This window comes from Marinobacter sp. SBS5 (assembly GCF_048285575.1).
GTDB lineage: Bacteria > Pseudomonadota > Gammaproteobacteria > Pseudomonadales > Oleiphilaceae > Marinobacter.
The window spans coordinates 448,138-465,603 of the sequence record NZ_JBLWAZ010000003.1; the positions used below are offsets into that span (position 1 = coordinate 448,138).

The 17,466-nt window shown below is 54.3% G+C and carries 21 protein-coding genes; 2 read left to right on the top strand and 19 right to left on the bottom strand.

Annotated features, from left to right (window positions below; all coding sequences use genetic code 11):
• Window positions 1–44: 44 nt before the first annotated feature.
• Genes ACNQ6O_RS09145 through ccmA form a run of 8 tightly spaced genes read right to left on the bottom strand, consistent with a single transcriptional unit; the run spans window position 45 to window position 5,970 of the window.
• A complete protein-coding gene (locus tag ACNQ6O_RS09145; protein WP_418052918.1) occupies window positions 45–521 on the bottom strand; it encodes a cytochrome c-type biogenesis protein in 477 nt (158 codons plus the stop codon).
• Window positions 521–1,057, bottom strand: a complete 537-nt coding sequence (locus ACNQ6O_RS09150; RefSeq protein ID WP_418052919.1) for a DsbE family thiol:disulfide interchange protein — start codon at window positions 1,055–1,057, stop codon at window positions 521–523. Before ACNQ6O_RS09150 ends, ACNQ6O_RS09145 begins: the two co-directional genes overlap by 1 nt.
• Window positions 1,054–3,054, bottom strand: coding sequence for a heme lyase CcmF/NrfE family subunit (locus tag ACNQ6O_RS09155; protein WP_418052920.1), 2,001 nt, complete (start codon window positions 3,052–3,054; stop codon window positions 1,054–1,056). The genes ACNQ6O_RS09150 and ACNQ6O_RS09155 overlap by 4 nt, the downstream gene beginning before the upstream one ends.
• Before the next feature lie 33 nt (window positions 3,055–3,087).
• Window positions 3,088–3,567: a cytochrome c maturation protein CcmE gene (ccmE, locus tag ACNQ6O_RS09160; protein ID WP_418052921.1), complete on the bottom strand. Its 480-nt coding sequence runs from the start codon at window positions 3,565–3,567 to the stop codon at window positions 3,088–3,090.
• A 14-nt stretch (window positions 3,568–3,581) separates the two neighbouring features.
• Window positions 3,582–3,815 carry a heme exporter protein CcmD gene (gene ccmD, locus ACNQ6O_RS09165; protein ID WP_418052922.1) on the bottom strand — a complete coding sequence of 78 codons (234 nt, stop codon included), beginning with the start codon at window positions 3,813–3,815 and terminating at the stop codon, window positions 3,582–3,584.
• A gap of 3 nt (window positions 3,816–3,818) precedes the next feature.
• Entirely contained in the window at window positions 3,819–4,562 is a 744-nt protein-coding gene (gene ccmC, locus ACNQ6O_RS09170; RefSeq protein WP_418052923.1) for a heme ABC transporter permease CcmC, read from the bottom strand.
• A gap of 54 nt (window positions 4,563–4,616) precedes the next feature.
• Window positions 4,617–5,342, bottom strand: coding sequence for a heme exporter protein CcmB (gene ccmB / locus ACNQ6O_RS09175; RefSeq protein ID WP_418052924.1), 726 nt, complete (start codon window positions 5,340–5,342; stop codon window positions 4,617–4,619).
• Entirely contained in the window at window positions 5,332–5,970 is a 639-nt protein-coding gene (gene ccmA, locus ACNQ6O_RS09180) for a cytochrome c biogenesis heme-transporting ATPase CcmA (RefSeq protein WP_418052925.1), read from the bottom strand. Before ccmA ends, ccmB begins: the two co-directional genes overlap by 11 nt.
• A 153-nt stretch (window positions 5,971–6,123) precedes the next feature.
• On the opposite strand from ccmA, the gene ACNQ6O_RS09185 reads away from it, so the two are divergent.
• Both ACNQ6O_RS09185 and ACNQ6O_RS09190 read left to right on the top strand, forming a co-directional pair.
• Window positions 6,124–7,479: a flagellar hook-length control protein FliK gene (locus tag ACNQ6O_RS09185; protein WP_418052926.1), complete on the top strand. Its 1,356-nt coding sequence runs from the start codon at window positions 6,124–6,126 to the stop codon at window positions 7,477–7,479.
• Window positions 7,476–7,814: an EscU/YscU/HrcU family type III secretion system export apparatus switch protein gene (locus tag ACNQ6O_RS09190; RefSeq protein WP_418052927.1), complete on the top strand. Its 339-nt coding sequence runs from the start codon at window positions 7,476–7,478 to the stop codon at window positions 7,812–7,814. The genes ACNQ6O_RS09185 and ACNQ6O_RS09190 overlap by 4 nt, the downstream gene beginning before the upstream one ends.
• On the opposite strand, the gene ACNQ6O_RS09195 is transcribed toward ACNQ6O_RS09190, so the two are convergent.
• From ACNQ6O_RS09195 to ACNQ6O_RS09245, 11 genes are all read right to left on the bottom strand, one after another.
• Window positions 7,811–8,203: a DUF2802 domain-containing protein gene (locus ACNQ6O_RS09195; RefSeq protein ID WP_418052928.1), complete on the bottom strand. Its 393-nt coding sequence runs from the start codon at window positions 8,201–8,203 to the stop codon at window positions 7,811–7,813. The genes ACNQ6O_RS09190 and ACNQ6O_RS09195 overlap by 4 nt on opposite strands.
• 65 nt (window positions 8,204–8,268) lie before the next feature.
• Window positions 8,269–8,757, bottom strand: a complete 489-nt coding sequence (locus tag ACNQ6O_RS09200) for a chemotaxis protein CheW (RefSeq protein WP_418052929.1) — start codon at window positions 8,755–8,757, stop codon at window positions 8,269–8,271.
• A gap of 128 nt (window positions 8,758–8,885) precedes the next feature.
• Window positions 8,886–9,614, bottom strand: a complete 729-nt coding sequence (locus tag ACNQ6O_RS09205) for a chemotaxis protein CheW (RefSeq protein WP_418052930.1) — start codon at window positions 9,612–9,614, stop codon at window positions 8,886–8,888.
• Window positions 9,607–10,404: a ParA family protein gene (locus tag ACNQ6O_RS09210; RefSeq protein ID WP_418052931.1), complete on the bottom strand. Its 798-nt coding sequence runs from the start codon at window positions 10,402–10,404 to the stop codon at window positions 9,607–9,609. Before ACNQ6O_RS09210 ends, ACNQ6O_RS09205 begins: the two co-directional genes overlap by 8 nt.
• 183 nt (window positions 10,405–10,587) lie before the next feature.
• The gene (gene motD / locus ACNQ6O_RS09215; RefSeq protein ID WP_418052932.1) at window positions 10,588–11,370 is read right to left on the bottom strand and encodes a flagellar motor protein MotD; all 783 of its coding nucleotides are present in this window, start codon (window positions 11,368–11,370) and stop codon (window positions 10,588–10,590) included.
• A gap of 28 nt (window positions 11,371–11,398) precedes the next feature.
• A complete protein-coding gene (locus tag ACNQ6O_RS09220; protein ID WP_418052933.1) occupies window positions 11,399–12,136 on the bottom strand; it encodes a flagellar motor protein in 738 nt (245 codons plus the stop codon).
• Entirely contained in the window at window positions 12,136–13,281 is a 1,146-nt protein-coding gene (locus tag ACNQ6O_RS09225; RefSeq protein WP_418052934.1) for a protein-glutamate methylesterase/protein-glutamine glutaminase, read from the bottom strand. The genes ACNQ6O_RS09220 and ACNQ6O_RS09225 overlap by 1 nt, the downstream gene beginning before the upstream one ends.
• 23 nt (window positions 13,282–13,304) lie before the next feature.
• Window positions 13,305–15,395 carry a chemotaxis protein CheA gene (locus tag ACNQ6O_RS09230; RefSeq protein WP_418052935.1) on the bottom strand — a complete coding sequence of 697 codons (2,091 nt, stop codon included), beginning with the start codon at window positions 15,393–15,395 and terminating at the stop codon, window positions 13,305–13,307.
• Window positions 15,396–15,414: 19 nt separating this feature from the next.
• Window positions 15,415–16,200 (bottom strand): protein phosphatase CheZ, encoded by a 786-nt coding sequence (locus ACNQ6O_RS09235; protein ID WP_418052936.1) that lies wholly within the window; start codon window positions 16,198–16,200, stop codon window positions 15,415–15,417.
• A gap of 20 nt (window positions 16,201–16,220) precedes the next feature.
• Window positions 16,221–16,592 carry a chemotaxis response regulator CheY gene (gene cheY / locus ACNQ6O_RS09240; RefSeq protein ID WP_418052937.1) on the bottom strand — a complete coding sequence of 124 codons (372 nt, stop codon included), beginning with the start codon at window positions 16,590–16,592 and terminating at the stop codon, window positions 16,221–16,223.
• A 100-nt stretch (window positions 16,593–16,692) separates the two neighbouring features.
• A complete protein-coding gene (locus tag ACNQ6O_RS09245; protein WP_418052938.1) occupies window positions 16,693–17,436 on the bottom strand; it encodes an RNA polymerase sigma factor FliA in 744 nt (247 codons plus the stop codon).
• Between the last annotated feature and the right edge of the window lie 30 nt (window positions 17,437–17,466).

Here is a 17,466-nt window from a genome sequence, read left to right on the forward strand (position 1 = left end):
ATGGAGTCATCGTCACAGTTAGAAATGTGTTGCGCAGATCAGCGTCAGGATTGCTGATCTTTGTCGGCCAGCATCTTTTCTACGCGGGCCAATTCCTCAGGGCTTAGGGTCGGTTCATCCTGGTCTCGTTTACTGGAGCGCATCGCTACGCCAGCAACGATCAAAACCCCACCGATAACCGCGATGGCTGGAAACGCCCAAAGCAGGATGGTGCGTTTGTCCACGGGTGGTTTGTATTGCACAAACTCACCGAAGCGACCGACCAGATCCCCCACGATCTCATCGTTGGTGGCGCCGTTCTTCATCAATCGGTAGACCTGATCGCGCATGTCTTTCGAGATCGGCGCGTTGGAATCGGCAATATTCTGATTCTGGCATTTCGGGCAGCGCAGTTCTGCTATCAAGTTGCGATATCGCTGCTCTTCGGCCTGAGTGTCAAAATCGTAGACTTCTCTCACCTCAGCCTGCGCTGCAAAGGCGCACAGGATCAACAGCAGCATCGTGGCTGTTATGTTGCGCATTAGCTGTTCCCCTTCGCTTTCTGGATGACAGGCAGCAAAACGTCTTCCCATACCCGCTGATTCACAACGCCGACATGACGGTACCGAACTACGCCTTCAGCGTCGATCACAAAGGTTTCCGGCGCGCCGTAAACCCCGAGATCAAAACCCAGCGTCCCTTTGGGGTCAAAAATAATCTCTTGGTACGGGTTGCCTAAACGCCCGAGAAAACTAAACGCGGTTTCCCGTTGGTCTTTGTAGTTGAGCCCTACAATTCGAACGCCTTTCTCCTTCGCCAACCACATCAGGTACTCGTGTTCGTCCCAGCACGACGGGCACCACTCCGCCCATACGTTTAACAGTGACACTTCACCCGTCAGGACCGACTCATCGAGCAACTGGGTTGGGTTGTTAAGGCTTTGCAGGCTAAAAGCCGGAACAGGCTTACCAATCCGTGCAGACTCCAATTTGGTGGGGTCTTTACCAATACCGGCTGCCAGAAAAATGCCGACGCTGAGAGCAATGACCAACGGCAAGAACAACAGTATGCGCCTCATGACGTTGCCCCCGCAGCCTTGGCAACCGAAGGCCGGGCATCAGCCTGCGGGTCTTCTGCCTGGTTTTTGACCTTAATACGGTAGCGTTTATCCGCAATTGCCAGGAAACCACCGATAGCCATCACCAACGCTCCCAACCAAAGCCAGCGAATCAACGGCTTGTATTGCAAGCGGATGGCCCAGGCGTCATCAGAAATACGCTCACCAATGGCCACAAAGATGTCGCGGAACAGACCGCCGTCAATGTCGGCCTCGGTCATTACGCTCATGCCCACCGGGTAATTACGCTTTTCGGGGTGCAGCTCGGACACTTTCTCGCCGTCCAGGAACACGTCAAAACTGCCATATTGCGCCGTAAAGTTAGCACCGCGACGATTTCCGATTTCCTTGAAGACAATTTCGTAACCCCCAACCATGGCCGAGTCGCCCGGAACCATGCGCACGTCACGTTCGATGCCATAGTTCGACACCACCGTGGCACCTGCCATCACCATAGCAACCCCCAGATGGCCGAGTACCATGCCCCAGTAGCTCCGAGACTGACGTTTCAGCCCGTGCAATCGTCCATGGCGAGATGCAGATTTGTCCCACAGATCCCAAAGGGTCGCCACTGCCACCCAAATCGAGGTGAACACGCCGGCAAACGCCCAAGGTTTAAAACTGCCGTATAGCAGAATCACGGCCGCACTAGCGGTCAGGCTCAAGGCCAGCGGCCAAAGCAGTTTGCGGCCTAGCCAACCACCGTCCGTTTTCTTCCAACGGGAGAAAACGCCAACACCCAGCAACAGCCCCGCAGCGACGGCCAACGGGCTAAAGGTGGTGTTAAAGAAAGGTTCACCAATCGACAGCTTACCCATATCCAGATAATCGAGAACCAGCGGGTAAAGCGTGCCGATGGCGACCAACAGCGTTGCCGTTACCAGAAGAACGTTATTCAACAGCAGAAAGATTTCCCGGGACATGGAACCGTAGCGGGAACGAACATGCACCACCGGCGCCCGGAATGCGTAAAGTGCCAGGCTTCCAATAACTGTAATGCCCAGCAGCATGAGCAGGAAGGTGCCCCGTTCAGGGTCAGACGCGAAGGCGTGAACAGAGGTCAGTACGCCGGAGCGAACCAGGAAGGTACCCAGCAGACTCAGCGCAAACGTCACGATGGCCAGCAATACAGTCCAGCTTTTGAACACGCCGCGTTTTTCAGTCACCGCCAGAGAGTGCATCAACGCCGTGCCCGACAACCAAGGCAGCAAGGACGCATTTTCGACCGGGTCCCAGAACCACCAGCCTCCCCAGCCAAGCTCGTAGTAGGCCCACCAGCTTCCCAAGGCAATACCAATGGTCAGGAACGACCAAGCAACGGTTGTCCAGGGCCTGGACCAGCGGGCCCAAGCGGCATCCAGGCGGCCATTGATCAACGCCGCCAACGCAAAGGCGAAAGCAACGGAGAAACCTACATAGCCCATGTACAGCATGGGTGGGTGTACGATCAGGCCAATGTCTTGCAGTAGAGGGTTGAGGTCTTGGCCGTCTGCCGGGATGTTCGGCAGCAGGCGATCAAAGGGGTTGGACGTCAGAATAATGAACAAGAAGAAGCCAACACACACCATACCCATCACAGACAGAACCTGCGAGACCATGGTAGATGGCAGCTTACGGCTGAATACAGCCACCGCCAGCGTCCAGCCCGTTAGCATAAGAATCCACAACAGCAACGAGCCCTCGTGGCCGCCCCAAACGGCACTGAACTTATAGAACCAAGGCAGCATGCTGTTGCTGTTGTTGGCCACGTAGGCAACGGAAAAGTCATCAACCACAAAAGCGTGGGTTAGGATGGCAAAGGCCAGCGCGGTAAACACAAACATGCCCGACGCTAAGGGTCGGGCAAAGGCCTGCAGGCTATCACGCCCGGTGAGGGCCCCCGCTAACGGCACAACAGACAGAAGTAACGCCAACAACAGCGCGAGTATCAGTGAAACTTGCCCGAGTTCCGGATACATCAGGACTCTCCAACATCAACAATAAATGGGGGCTCAGTAAGCCTGGGATTCAGCAGCTTTGTCTGCGTATGGCGATTTGTGCTGTCCTTTCGATGACTTTTCCAAGGCATCGGCCACTTCGGGTGGCATGTAATTTTCGTCGTGCTTGGCCAGAACCTGATCCGCCACAAAAAGACCGTCGTTGTTCAAGCGGCCCATGGCAACCACGCCCTGCCCTTCGGCAAAGAGGTCCGGCAGGATGCCGACATACTCAACCGGGACCGAGTCGGTAAAATTCGTCACCCGGAAACGAACAGAGAGGCTTTCGGTATCGCGTACCACGCTACCCTCTTCGACCATACCGCCGGCGCGAATCCGCACATCAACCGGCGCATTACCGGCGGCGATTTCAGTGGGGTCATAGAATAGATTGATGTTCTGGCGCAGTGCGTAGGTGGTCAGACCAACCGCAACGGCCAAACCAGCAACAAGAAAAATCAATATGGTCAGTCTTTTCTTACGAATCGGATGCATGGGTTACCTAATGATCAATCCTGAGAGATTTCAACACGTGTAAACGTGGCTGCGGCTTTTGGCACGTTTTGCCCTTTCGGGTTCTCCTGCTCATAGCTGCGCTTACACATGTGATACGTAGCTTGATGGCGTTTCGCCGACCAAAACACCGTGCCCGCAACCAGAATGACGAACACGGCATAACAGGTCCACACGTAGGGACCATGGCCTTCCATGGCGAGAAATGCAGAAAATGATTCAAATGCCATTGGTTATTTCCTTCCCGCCAGAACGAGTTCTTTTACCCACCGGGTACGACGTTCCCGCACCAGAATCTCGGTTTTCATTCTCAGGCAAGCCAGCCAGCCGAACAGTAAATAGAGCCCCAGTACCGACAGCAACAGCGGCACCCACATCTCCATCGCCATGGCAGGCTTTTCAGTTAATTTAAAGGTGGCAGGCTGATGCAGCGTGTTCCACCAATTCACTGAATATTTGATGATGGGAATATTCACCACGCCAACCAAGACCAGCACCGCGACCGCCCGGGCCGCAGACTTCTCATCATTGATGGACCGATCAAGCGCGATCACACCCCCATAGAGGAACAAAAGAATCAGCATAGACGTCAGCCGCGCATCCCAGACCCACCAGGTACCCCAAGTCGGCTTACCCCAAACCGCGCCCGTGAAGAGCGCTAAAAAGGTAAACATTAAACCAACCGGCGCGACTGATTTCACAAACACATCAGCCAGTTTCATCCGCCAAACCAGTGTCACCACCGCCGCCGAAGCCATCATGATGTATATGGATTGCGCCAAAAATGCCGAAGGCACGTGAATAAAAATGATCCGGTAGCTATTGCCCTGCAGATAATCTTTCGGGGCAAACGCCAGCCCCCAGACTAACCCCGCAACCAGAAGGATCAAGCCTCCCGCCAACAGCCAAGGCATAAAGCGGTTCGCAATTCCGAAGAACCACTTCGGAGAACCCAGCTTGTGAAAGAATTGCCACATCAGTTAGTCACCGTCTTACTGTTCACTGTTCATTTCTGCCCGGCTGACAATCATTCAGCTATTGGACAGGCTGATTCGCAATGCTGCCGCCGATGCAAAGGGCGCCAATGTCAGCGCCAAGACCAAAAACGCGCCCATCAGCGCCAGATAACCGGACACTTGCGCCCCCTCTGCAGCTGCGGCCACTGTTCCGGTGCCAAAAATAAGCACAGGAATGTACAGCGGAATAATCAGCAGTGACAAGAGCACTCCGGCTGAACGCAGTCCTAGCGTCAATGCCGCGCCTATAGAGCCGATCAAACTCAAAACCGGAGTGCCAATCAGCAGCGTTAGACACAAAGTTGCCACGGAGTTCCCGTCCAGATGCAACATTAACCCTAAAACCGGCGTTAACAGCACCAATGGCAGCCCGGTCAGCATCCAGTGAGCCATCGTTTTCGCCAGCACCAGCAGAAACAGCGGCTGCGGCTGCAACATCAGTTGTTCCAACGTGCCATCGTCAAAATCGTGTCGAAACAGGTGGTCCAGCGATAAAAGCACCGACAACAAAGCCGCCACCCAAAGGATACCGGCTCCAGACTGTTTCAGGAATGCCACTTCCGGGCTGACCCCAAGGGGGAATAGAGTTACCACCATGGTAAAAAACAACAGCGGATTTAACAGGTCTTGCTTTTGCCGAAACGCGACACGGACATCACGTGAAAAGACCGACACCATAGCCTGAGTCACGCCCACTGAAGTGCTCACTGCTTTCACTTTGATTGGCGCATTAGCATTCATCGCTCTGCCCCACTCCCAGGATAATGCGTCCCATACCCGGCAAATTAAGATCGTGATGGGTCGTGACAATCACAGCACCACCCTCCTGTGCCCGCTGAAGCAGCAAGGATTCAATGGCTTCTACGCCAGATGCATCAATGGCGGTAAACACTTCATCAAGCAGCCATAAAGGCTCATCAGCAATCAGCAAACGGGCCAATGCCACCCGGCGCTGCTGTCCCGCCGACAAATTTCGACAGGGCACATGTTCAAAGCCCGAAAGGCCGGTTCCAGCCAATGCCTGAAGCAGCGCATCGTCGCCAAGTGGACGGCGACCTGCCATCAATGCCCGCAAGTTCTCCAGCGGTGTTAACAACGGTTTGATGCCGGGGCGATGCCCAAGGTAAAGCATATTACGCAGATAGGATTCCCGGTGCTGATCTCTGGGCTTACCGCACCAATTGAGATCCCCCGTCCAGGCATCGTTCAAGCCCGCCAGAATTCTGAGCAGGGTTGTTTTACCGGAGCCATTGGGGCCCTCGACACGGGTAACCGTACCGGGCAGTATGGAAAATGACAGGTTCTGGAACAGAAGGCGCTCGTCGCGCTCACACTCAAGACCAACGGCCTGTAGTAACGGCTCGGGCATCTGGGTTCCGTTTTAAAGCGAAGGATGCGAATACGGCATCAGGTGTATGAATGAAGACCAAACAGCGACCAACATAAAATTCGGGCATTCATAGTCAACGTCGCGCATTATAGCGAAAGCGATCACAGATTACTCTTGCCCGATATCAAAACAATGCCAATGAAACTGAACGGCGGGCCAACGCCCGCAACCCCGGTGAACAAACTGTCGGGAGGCGGCCAAACCAACACTGGCTTGCCTTCGGTTGGAATCGATCGTACGCAGTCTGCCCAGCAGCAGTTGGCGCAGTTGAAACTGGGCCACCGGGAATCTACGCTCGCCAAAGTGGCTGAAGTACTGCAACGCAAAGGCGGGGGCAATGAGCTCATTTTAGAAGTGAAAGGCCGCTCCCTTGCGGTCGCCACCGGTGACCAGGCCCCGGATTTGAAAGCTGGCGACCTGATCAAGGTCATGCGGGCAGGCAATGAGCTTAGGCTCATCGGTAAGTTAGCAACCAGCCAGGAAGCCGGCATAGCGAAAGCTCTGGCACAACGCCTGCCGTGGCAGCAAAACCTGCAAAGCGGATTAGCTCAACTGCTCAACAGCATGAATGCCGGACTGACAGGTGCCCCACAACCCGGCCAATTACCTTCGACCAACCCCACCCAGCCACTTCCAGCGGCAGCAAAGCAGGCTCTCGAAGGTCTTTTCGCCAATATGGCAAAGGCTAACTCCCTGCAGCCGGGTGCGGGCAAGACGGAGGGTAGCGCAACACAAGTGAAGCAATGGCTGGCTGAAAGCGGCGCGTTTGCGGAATCCCGCCTGTTGCAGACCGGCGGCCAACAGAATGCACCCACCGATTTCAAACTGGCGCTGGCGAGAATCATAACCGCCCTACTCGCCAATCAAGGACAAACGCCGGAAGCCTTTAACCGCTTAACGCCTTTGGCCAGCCCGGATTTGATGAATGCGCCACTCCAATTTCCGAGACTGGCTTCGGCAACCCCGACACAAAGCAACGAACCCGCCAGTGTCGCCCAGACGCTGCGCATGCTGGCAGGTATGCTGAACCGCATCACCGTCAATCAACTGCACAGTCAAACCCTGACCGCGAGGGCCGGAGCTGAGCCCGGCACACCCGCCAGCACCCTGCTGTTAGAAATCCCGTGGCTGACCCCACAACAAGAGCCAAGAATGGCGCAGTTACGAATGGAACAATACAAACAAGAAGGCGATGCCCAAAACCACCCGGGGCGCGCATCAGTCAGCGAGTGGCGCCTGAATCTGGCCATGGACCTGGATCACGCGGGCCCGCTGCATTTCGAGGTGGCTTATCGCCACCCAAGCGTGAGCGCGCAGATCTGGGCAGAAAAACAATCGACACTGCGTCAGGTCAATGAAGAACTACCATTGTTGCGGCACAGCTTGGCCGACCTAGGCCTTGAGGTAACCGATCTCGAGTGCCGGCGAGGCAGCCCCCGGCTAGTCGAAACCCGATTAGAGCACAGACTGGTGGACACCAAAGCATGACAAGAGAGCACGAATTTCACAGCCAGGATGACACCACAGTACCCGCCGCGGTTGCGCTGAAATACGATGGTGAGCGCGCGCCCATCATTTCAGCCACCGGCACTTGGGAATTGGCGGAGGAAATTATCCGTATTGCTCGAGAAAACAATATTCCGCTGTATGAGAATGCTGAGCTGGCTGAAATTCTGGCGCGCTTGTCACTGAACGAAGAGATCCCGGAAGAGCTCTATCGGGTCATTGCCGAGATTTTGGCGTTTGCCTTTCATATTCGGGGCAAAACGCCAAACGACGCCCACCCCGAGACCGATACGCCGGCCGATGAGCCGCAATATTAAGCGGCTTGACGTTTCTTAAGCGCTGACACCAGCTCCGCTTCTGGGCGCGATATGCCACAGGTGTTCATCAGATCATCGATATCGGCGCCAAGATCAACCAACCGGGCAGCTTCGTCGTAAGAAATTCTGAGGGGATCATTCTGGCGCATTTCGTCCATCGCGTTGCGCAACTCGAACAGTTGACGCTCACAGGCTACCAACCGCTGGCCCACGCCCATGCTGCCACTGGTGGTCGCGTGCAGTTCTCGCCCGAGGGTATCGCACCGGTTCTTGAGGGATGCCTGAAGTGCCTGAATCTTGCGACCATGGATAACACCCTGCACAAGAACCAGAACAATCGCCACGGTGGTCAAGCACCAAGGAAGCCAGGAAGGAATGTTAAAGCTCATAATGGACGTCTCCGTTATTGGTTACCACGGTGGACGTCCATCAGAAACGCTGTTGGCTTAGCCGTTTACAGCGCTGCGATTTCAGCCCATTCGTTGTCTGTCAGCATCTTTTCGAATTCGACGAGAATGATCAGCTCGCCGTTCTTGTTACACACGCCCTGGATGAACTTGGCACTCTCCTCGTTCCCCACGTTGGGCGCAGTTTCAATTTCGCTGGCCTTGAGGTAAATAACCTCAGCCACTGAATCCACCAGCACACCCATCACTTGGTTTTCAGATTCCATCACCACGATGCGCGTTGCTTCGGTGACATCGGCATCCATCAACCCGAACCGGCGACGGGTATCAATAACCGTCACAACGTTGCCCCGAAGGTTGATGATCCCTAGCACGTAATCCGGAGCACCCGGCACCGGAGCAATCTCGGTGTACCGGAGCACTTCCTGGATTTGCATCACGTTGATGCCGTATGTCTCGTCATCCAGGTGAAAGGTCACGTACTGGAGTACCTGATCTTCCTGGGTCTGATTATGCTGTCCGCTCGGGGCTGCCATAACTCGTTCTCCTGCTCGGCTGCCCGGTGGGCAGCCTGATCGTCAAAAAATCATCATCAGCGCCCAATACTATAGTTATGGGCATAATCCGTGCCAGCATTGCACGGTTTCATTCAGTAACTGCGTAATTAACTCAGATCCAAGCGCTGCTCTCGTTCTGCGCGCATGAGCAACTGAGACATCGCACGCACATCAATCAACGCACACATATGATCAGTCACCGTACCGGCCAACCAAGGCCGCTGGCTTCTGGTTGTACGCCATCGTACCTGCTCCGGGTCGAGCGTGAACGATTGGCCTACACTGTCACACGCCAACCCCCAACGACTGTCATCCAGACGAATAATAAACCGATAGTTATCTCTGGCATTTTCCGGCACACGGCCAGCCATGATCCATTGCGCACTATCAACCACCCGCAGGTTATAGTCGCTCCCTGGGCGAATGCCCATGTACCAGTCCGGGCTACCCGGCAATGCGCGGATTTCCTCTTCAATCTTATGTATAGCACCCAGTAGCACCAATGGAACCGCCAGCTGAAGGCCCGCCACGGTGAAGATCAGGCACTCAAAGGGCTGTTGTGACCAGTCAGGGCGTACTTGTGGCTCATTTGTGACCGGCTCCACCTCTTCAACTTTGGGGGCAGGCGTTGGCGCGAGCACTTCCGGCTCTCGCACCACTGGCTGTGGCGGCTCAACCACAGGCAGCTGGACAGGCTCGGCCTCAATCTTTTCGGGTGCTGCGGCTAAAGACTCTTCTTGCTCAGCGGATGTCGTTGCGGTGTGCAGCAACTCATCCAAATAACTGGCAATGGCAGCATCGGATGCCGTCAGCTGTGTCATTTTTTTGTCAGCCATGCTGCCGCCCTTTCACTGCGCCTGCCTGAGCCAGCAAGTCGTCCAGCAAATGGCTGTAGGCTCTCACGCCGTGAGTATTTGCATCGAGGACTGATGGAAACACCCCCTTCTCACTGGCATCACGAAACTTGGTATCCACAGGCACCGCAAACCGCCAAAGGTTATCCGGGTAGGTCTTGCGCAACAGGTTAAGGCTTTTAACAGAAGCCTGTGTTCTCCGGTCGTACATGGTCGGCACAATGGTATACGGCAACTCGTTTTTCTGTGAACGCATCACCATCTGCAGCGTGTGCAGCATGCGCTCAAGCCCTTTGATCGCCAAAAACTCTGTTTGCACTGGAATAACCAAATGCTGCGCAGCCGCGAGCGCATTGACCATCAGCACACCCAGTGACGGCGTGTTGTCCAAAAGCACGTAATCAAAGTCATCCCAGAGCTGCGCCAAAGCCCGCGACATGATCAAACCCATACCGCCGACGCCAACCATTTTCCGCTCAAGCGTGGCCAGGGCTGTGCTTGCAGGCAACAAGAACACACCTGGGTGACTGGTATCGACAATTAATTGCGCGGGCAACCCTTCGGGCACTGTGCCTTGGTGCTGAAAAAGATCAAATACACTGTGGGCAATGGTGTCCGGGTCGTAGCCAAACCAAGAGGTCAGCGAACCATGTGGATCCAGATCGACCACAAGCACACGCTTGCCCCGCTGAGCCAACAATCCACTCAGCGAAACAACAGAGGTGGTTTTACCCACACCACCCTTTTGATTGGCTACTGCCCAAATACGCACACTTGTTACTCCAGCCACAAGCCAAAACGTTTCATAACGGCTCAATAGTTTTATCGGCGAAAACATGGACAACTTGAAGAACGAATGCTCTACAAGCGGCAAGCTTTTGCCGATTCTGATTATAAGGGTGAGTTAATACAGAAAGCGTGCCAGATCAGCTATACGCATGACCAACGTATGGCACTAACGAACAACGCCTCGAATGCTCGACTCTTTTGAAATCAACAAGATGACTCGACGGTTACGGCGCCGTCCTTCCTCTGTATCATTTCGCGCTACCGGTTGATGTTCGCCATAACCAATAGCCGCTAGCCGTTCAGGCTCAATACCTTTCATCACCAGCATTCTTGAAACCGCCGAGGCCCGCGCCGTTGAGAGTTCCCAGTTGGAGGGGTAGCGACCGGTACGGATAGGCTGATTATCGGTAAAGCCCTCTACCTTCACTGCGTTGTCCCTGTCTCGCAGCACCCGTGCCACCTTTTCAATGACAGCAAAAGAATCGTAGTGCGGCTCGGCATCGCCACTATTGAACAACATGCTGTTTGGCAAACTCAGCTCTATCCAGTGATCACTGGTTTCGAGACTGACGACACCCTGATTGATCAGATCATCAAATTCCATGGCCAACTGATCCGCCATGGCTCTCAAAGCTTCAATCTTGCCTTGTTCGCTGACGTCAGGGTTGCCGGGCGCTTCGGTAACAACCGGAGGTATGACATTTTCATGTTGCTGCTCAGGTACCGCAGCAACATGTTCGCCCACTTCAATCGGCTTTATCGATCTCTGTGGGGCATTGAATACACCGGTAAAGGTTTCAGACAAAACTTTGTATTTGCCTTCATTCACGGAAGACACCGAGTACATCACCACGAAAAACGCAAACAACAAGGTGATAAAGTCGGCGTAAGAGATTAACCAACGCTCTTTATTATGTGTCTCTTCTTGCTGGTATCTACGGCGGCGCATAGGTAACCCGGCTCCTGATCACTGCGGGTTAGAGAAAACCCCGAAGCCGCAGTTCGATGGTTTTGGGATTCTCACCTTCGGCAATAGCGATAATGCCATCGATCATCATGTCTTCGTAGCGAGTACGCTCTCTCACAATACCTCGGAGTTTGTGCGCGATAGGGAAAAACAACAAGTTGGCCAGCGCCACACCGTATATGGTGGCGACAAAAGCCGTTGCGATGCCATTCCCGAGAGATTGAGGGTCTTCGAGGTTGGTCATAACCTGTATCAAGCCCATTACCGCACCAATAATGCCGATGGTCGGGGAGTACCCCCCCATGGCTTCGTAGACTTTAGCGGACTCGGTATCCCGCTCTTCGCGGCACTCCAGATCGACTTCAAGGGTATTTCGAATGGTTGACGGCTCGGCACCGTCAACCAACAACTGGAGCCCTTTCCGGGCGAACTTCTCCGGCTCGCGTTCAGCCAGACCTTCCAACCCTAACAAACCTTGTTTGCGGGCTTTCACACTCCAGTCAACGACTTTACCAATGCCATCTTCCAGGGAAACGTACGGAGGCATAAACACCCAGCGCACCTGAACGAAGGCTCTTTTCAGAGTGGGCCAAGAAGTCTGGAGAATCGTTGCCGCCAGTGTCCCGCCAATGACAATCAGCGCCGCCGGCGTATTGAAGAGCGAACTGACCGCGCCCCCTTCCAGCAAGTTACCACCCAAAATGGCCACAAAGGCAAGAATGATCCCCAGCAGGCTCAAGATATCCATTAGCTTACGCCTTCAATCAATCGTAAACCGACATCATTAAGCGGCAACACCTCATCAGACAGTCCTGCGGTCGCGACGGCCATAGGCATACCATAGATCACGGAGGTTTCTTCATCTTGAGACCAAATCACGGACCCAGCCTGCTTCATCATGCGGCAGCCTTCACGGCCGTCAGCCCCCATGCCAGTAAGAATAACGCCCAGGGTTTTACCGGGAAAACTGCGAGCCAGTGAACCAAAAGTGACATCCACACAAGGCTTGTAGTTCAGGCGGTCGTCGCCGGGCAAGATCCGGACCCTACCCCTTCCCCCGCGATTTTCAATCATCATCTGCTTGCCGCCAGGCGCAAGTAACGCAACGCCCGGTTGCAGCACATCCCCATCTTCCGCCTGACGCACTTCAATGTGACAAAGTTTATTCAAGCGTTCGGCAAACGCTGGGGTAAAGCTCGCAGGCATATGCTGAACAAGTACAATCGGTGCAGGAAAACTGGCGGGCAATACGCTTAATACTTTTTGCAGAGCAACCGGCCCTCCCGTAGAGGTGCCAATACCAACCACACTGTATTGCCGTGCTGGCGTTTTTTTGACGGACCGCCGGGGCGTACCCGTAGAAGCAGTTTCATGGTGCACTTCTTTCGTCGCCGGCCGCACTGAAGGCCGCTCGGCACGCTGCGCGACTGCCCTACGTAGTGGCGGCGCAACAGTCGCAGCCTTAGGTTGCGAAACCGCTGCTCGGGCTCGCGGCTGGCTTTTGGCGAGATCCAGCACTCTGTTGATCAGAATATTCTGTAGTTGGCTGGTATCTCGGGCTATTTCCTCGAAATTCTTTGGCAAGAAATCGACAGCACCGGCTTCCAGTGCATCAAGCGTGACTCTGGCACCTTCATAAGTGAGCGAGGAGAACATCAATACCGGCGTGGGCTGCTTTGCCATGATTTCACGAACCGCAGAAATGCCATCCATAATGGGCATTTCATAGTCCATGGTGATTACATCCGGGCGTAGCTTTTCCGCCAGCTCTACGCCTTCCCGGCCATTGGTGGCGGCTCCAACTACGGTGATCTGGCCCGAGGCCGTCAGGATTTCCGTCAGCCTTTTTCTAAAGAAACCTGAATCATCAACGACCAGGACAGAAACTGTCATCCCTTTCTCCTAAACGCCCGGAATCACCCGTAGTGCTGAAGCAAACTGGGCACGTCAATTATCAAGGCAATGCGGCCGTCACCTGTAATGGTTGCTCCCGCCATACCCGGCGTTCCCTGAAGCGCGCGCCCCAAGGGTTTGATCACCACCTCTTCCTGCCCGACCAATTGGTCAACCACGAAACCGACCTGCTTGGTCCCCATCGCAACGATCACGACATGGGCATTGGCAGCCTCTTTCTGAGCCGCTGCTCCGTGCACCAGCCACCGCTTGATGTGAAACAGGGGAAACACTTTATCGCGAACCACAATGCACTCACGCCCATCGACCCTATTGGTTTTGGTGAGGTCGAGGTGGAAAATTTCCACGACGTTTACCAACGGCAGCGCGAACGATTGTTCGCCCAGCATGATCATCAGCGTTGGCATAATGGCCAGCGTGAGCGGCACCTTGATGATGATTTTGGTGCCTTTACCCAGCTCGGACTCAATGGATATCTGCCCATTCAGCTGTGCAATCCGGTTCTTGACCACGTCCATGCCGACACCACGGCCAGACACGTCAGAGATCTGCTCTTTGGTCGAAAAACCGGCAGCAAAAATAAGGTTAAAGCATTCGTTGTCGGTCAGCCTGTCCGCGGCATCCTGATCATACAGCCCCTTTTCGACAGCCTTTCGGCGCAGAACGTCAGGATCCATTCCGCCGCCATCATCTGTGATCGAGAGCAAGATGTGGTCGCCTTCCTGCTGCGCAGACAAGGTAACGGTTCCCGCCCGGGGTTTGCCGGCATCTTCTCGGACATCCGGCCCCTCAATACCATGATCGACTGAATTACGGACCAAATGCACCAGTGGATCAGCAAGCGCTTCCACCAGATTTTTATCCAGATCCGTGTCTTCACCATGCATGACAAGGTTGACTTCTTTCTTCAGGCTGCGAGCAAGATCACGCACCACCCGAGGAAAACGTCCAAACACCTTCTTAATGGGCTGCATGCGGGTTTGCATGACCGCAGCCTGAAGATCGGTGGTCACCACATCCAGGTTAGCGACCGCTTTATGCATGTGCTCGTCTTCGCTTTCCGAGCCCAAACGCTGAAGCCGGTTTCTGACCAACACCAACTCGCCCACCATATTCATGATGTCATCCAGGCGCTTGGTATCGACCCGGACCGTGGTTTCCCCCACTGGAGCAGTTTCTCTGGCCGGGGCTACTGTTTTGGCAGCGGGAGCGGGGTCAGGTTTGGCTACGGGTTCCGGAGTTCGCGCGGGTTGGGCGCTGACTTCCGGTTGAGGGGCGGCACTACTCTCCGTCTGCCCTACGGGGCCTCCGCCTTTGCCGTGAAGCTCATCCAGCAGGCGTTCGAACTCATCGTCAGTGATCAGCTCTGAACTTTCTCCGACCGCTTGCTGAGCGCCTGAGCTCTTCACCGAGCTGTCCGCTTCGCTCGCTTCAGGAGCCACAAACTTGCCTTTTCCGTGGAGCTGATCAAGCAAGGCCTCAAACTCATCATCGGTGATCTCGTCACCGCTGCCACTGGCTTCAGGGCCCGTTTCCCCAGCACTTGAAGAAGCGCTAGGTTCCGCAGGTGCAGCGGCTTTGTCATCCGCCAGCGCATCGAGCAATTGCTCGAACTCTTCGTCAGTAATATCGCCCTGATTATCCGACCCGGAGGCCTCAACCTGGTTTGATGAATCTACAGCTGCTGGCGCAGGCGTTTCCGACTCGGGGATCGCCAATGCATCCAGAGCTTCAATCAAATTGGCAGGGGCCGGCGTCAGCTCTTCACGATTGCGAACTTCTTCAAACATGGCATTGACGTTGTCGAGGGCCTGAAGCACAACGTCCATTAACTCGGGGGTGACCTTACGCTTGTGGTTGCGCAATATATCGAACACGTTCTCTGCGGAATGACAGCAGTTCACCAAAGCATCAAGCTGGAGGAACCCGGCACCACCTTTGACGGTGTGAAAGCCGCGAAATATGGCGTTAAGCAGATCGCTGTCGTCTGGATGCTGCTCCAGATCAACCAACTGCTCCGACAGCTTTTCGAGAATCTCACCGGCTTCTATCAAGAAGTCCTGAAGAATCTCTTCATCGGCATCAAACGCCATGGGTCACCCTCTTTATAATTCAGAAACCGAGACTGGATAGTAAGTCGTCAACGCCGTCCTGCCCCGAAACAACATCGTCTCGCTCGGCAGCTTTTATTTGTGGACCTACTCCCTTTTCGGCCGATTCTTCTTTTTCTTCAATCTGATGGACCGTGCCGGTCAACTGGTCGACGTGGCTGGCCATAACAACCAAGCCCAACAGGTTTTCTTCCACCTCTTTGACAAGCGCAGTGACCTTTTGAATCACCTGACCCGTAAGGTCCTGAAAATCCTGGGCCAACAGAATCTCTGAAAGGTTCTTGTACAGGTTGCCCGAGTCCTCGCCCAAGGTTCCGAAGAAGGTATCGATTCGCGCGTACAGCTCCCGGAACTCTGCTGGCTCCATCTCCCGACGACGCAAGCGCTGCCACTCGTCCCGCAGACTCAAAGCTTCATCACGGATTGCGTGCGCCACGGGCATGCTTTCCTCAACCAGATCCATCGTGCGGTTAGCGGCCTGACCAGTCATTTGCACTACGTAGGCCAAGCGATCCGACGCATCAGACATTTTCGAAAGCGCTTCTTTCTGTTCCGCATTCCTAGGGTCTATCTGGAAATTCCGAATTGCTTCGTGAAGACTCCGGGTCAATCGTCCCACTTCCTGATACAGGCTTTGGTCACGTACTTCGCTAAGTTCATTAATGACCGTCATCGCCCGTGCGAAGTCGCCGCTGTTGACGCTCTCAACCAATTGCGAGGTCTGCTGTTGCAGTTTTTCTGTGACCTCTGGGTCGAGACCCCGTTGGGTGTGTTTGCTGTCACTCATGCGAGCTGCCCGACCTTTGGTTACTGAATACGTTCAAAAATCTTCTCGATTTTTTCTTTAAGAACAGCTGCCGTAAACGGCTTAACGACGTATCCGTTCACCCCGGCTTGTGCAGCCGCCACAATCTGATCACGCTTGGCTTCAGCGGTGACCATCAATACGGGCAGGTTCTTCAGGCTGTCATCAGCTCGGACGGCCTTCAACAAATCAAAGCCTGACATACCCGGCATGTTCCAATCGGTCACCAAAAAGTCATAGTGTCCGTTCTTGAGCATCGGCAACGCCGTGTTGCCATCGTCGGCTTCGTCAGTATTGGTAAACCCCAAGTCACGCAGCAGGTTTTTGATAATTCTTCGCATTGTGGAAAAATCATCCACAATGAGTATCTTCATGTTCTTGTCCAAAGGGACCTCCAGTAAATAACACCCGGATGTAGGACAGCCCGCTGATATCCGGCAGGCTGCGTAAGATTCTGTTCAGGACGCTCGAGCGTTACCTGTCACCATGTTCGCGCCAATCTGATAGCCGGCCGCGAAGGCGCAGGGCTGCTTGACTGTGAATCTGGCTGACTCGGCTTTCACTGACCCCAAGTACCGCCCCAATTTCCTTTAGGTTCAATTCTTCCTGATAATACAAGCTCAGCACTAACTTTTCTTTCTCTGGAAGTGCTTCAATCGCTTCGGCCAAGCTACGCTGAAAGGCACCTGCGGAAATGCCATCCAATGGATTATCACTGGCCTCTTGTTCTTCTATCGGCAGCTCACCGGATTCATTGAGTTCATCCAAACTAAATAATCTACCGCTGTTGGCATCGGCAAGGGACGAATGGTATTCCGCCAATTCAATACCCAACTCTTCCGCCACCTCAGCGTCTTGCGCCTCTCGACCAATTCGGTCTTCAACCGATTTAATTGCGGCAGAGATTCGGCGGGCATTGCGGTGCACCGAACGAGGCACCCAATCACCTTTTCGAATTTCGTCAACCATCGCGCCACGGATTCGAATACCCGCATAGGTCTCAAAGGTCGCGCCCTTACCCGAAGAATAACGCTGGGCAGCCTCGAGCAAACCGATCATTCCGGCCTGCATAAGGTCATCAAGCTGCACAGATGCTGGCAAACGGGCCATCAAATGAAGGGCAATTTTTTTGACAAGCGGGGCATGATCTTCGACTAAGCTCGAAGCGTTGCATGCACCTGCCTGTTGATATATCCCCAGATTCTTCGCCAATGTCATGTATCCGGCTTTTATTATTGGAATGAATTC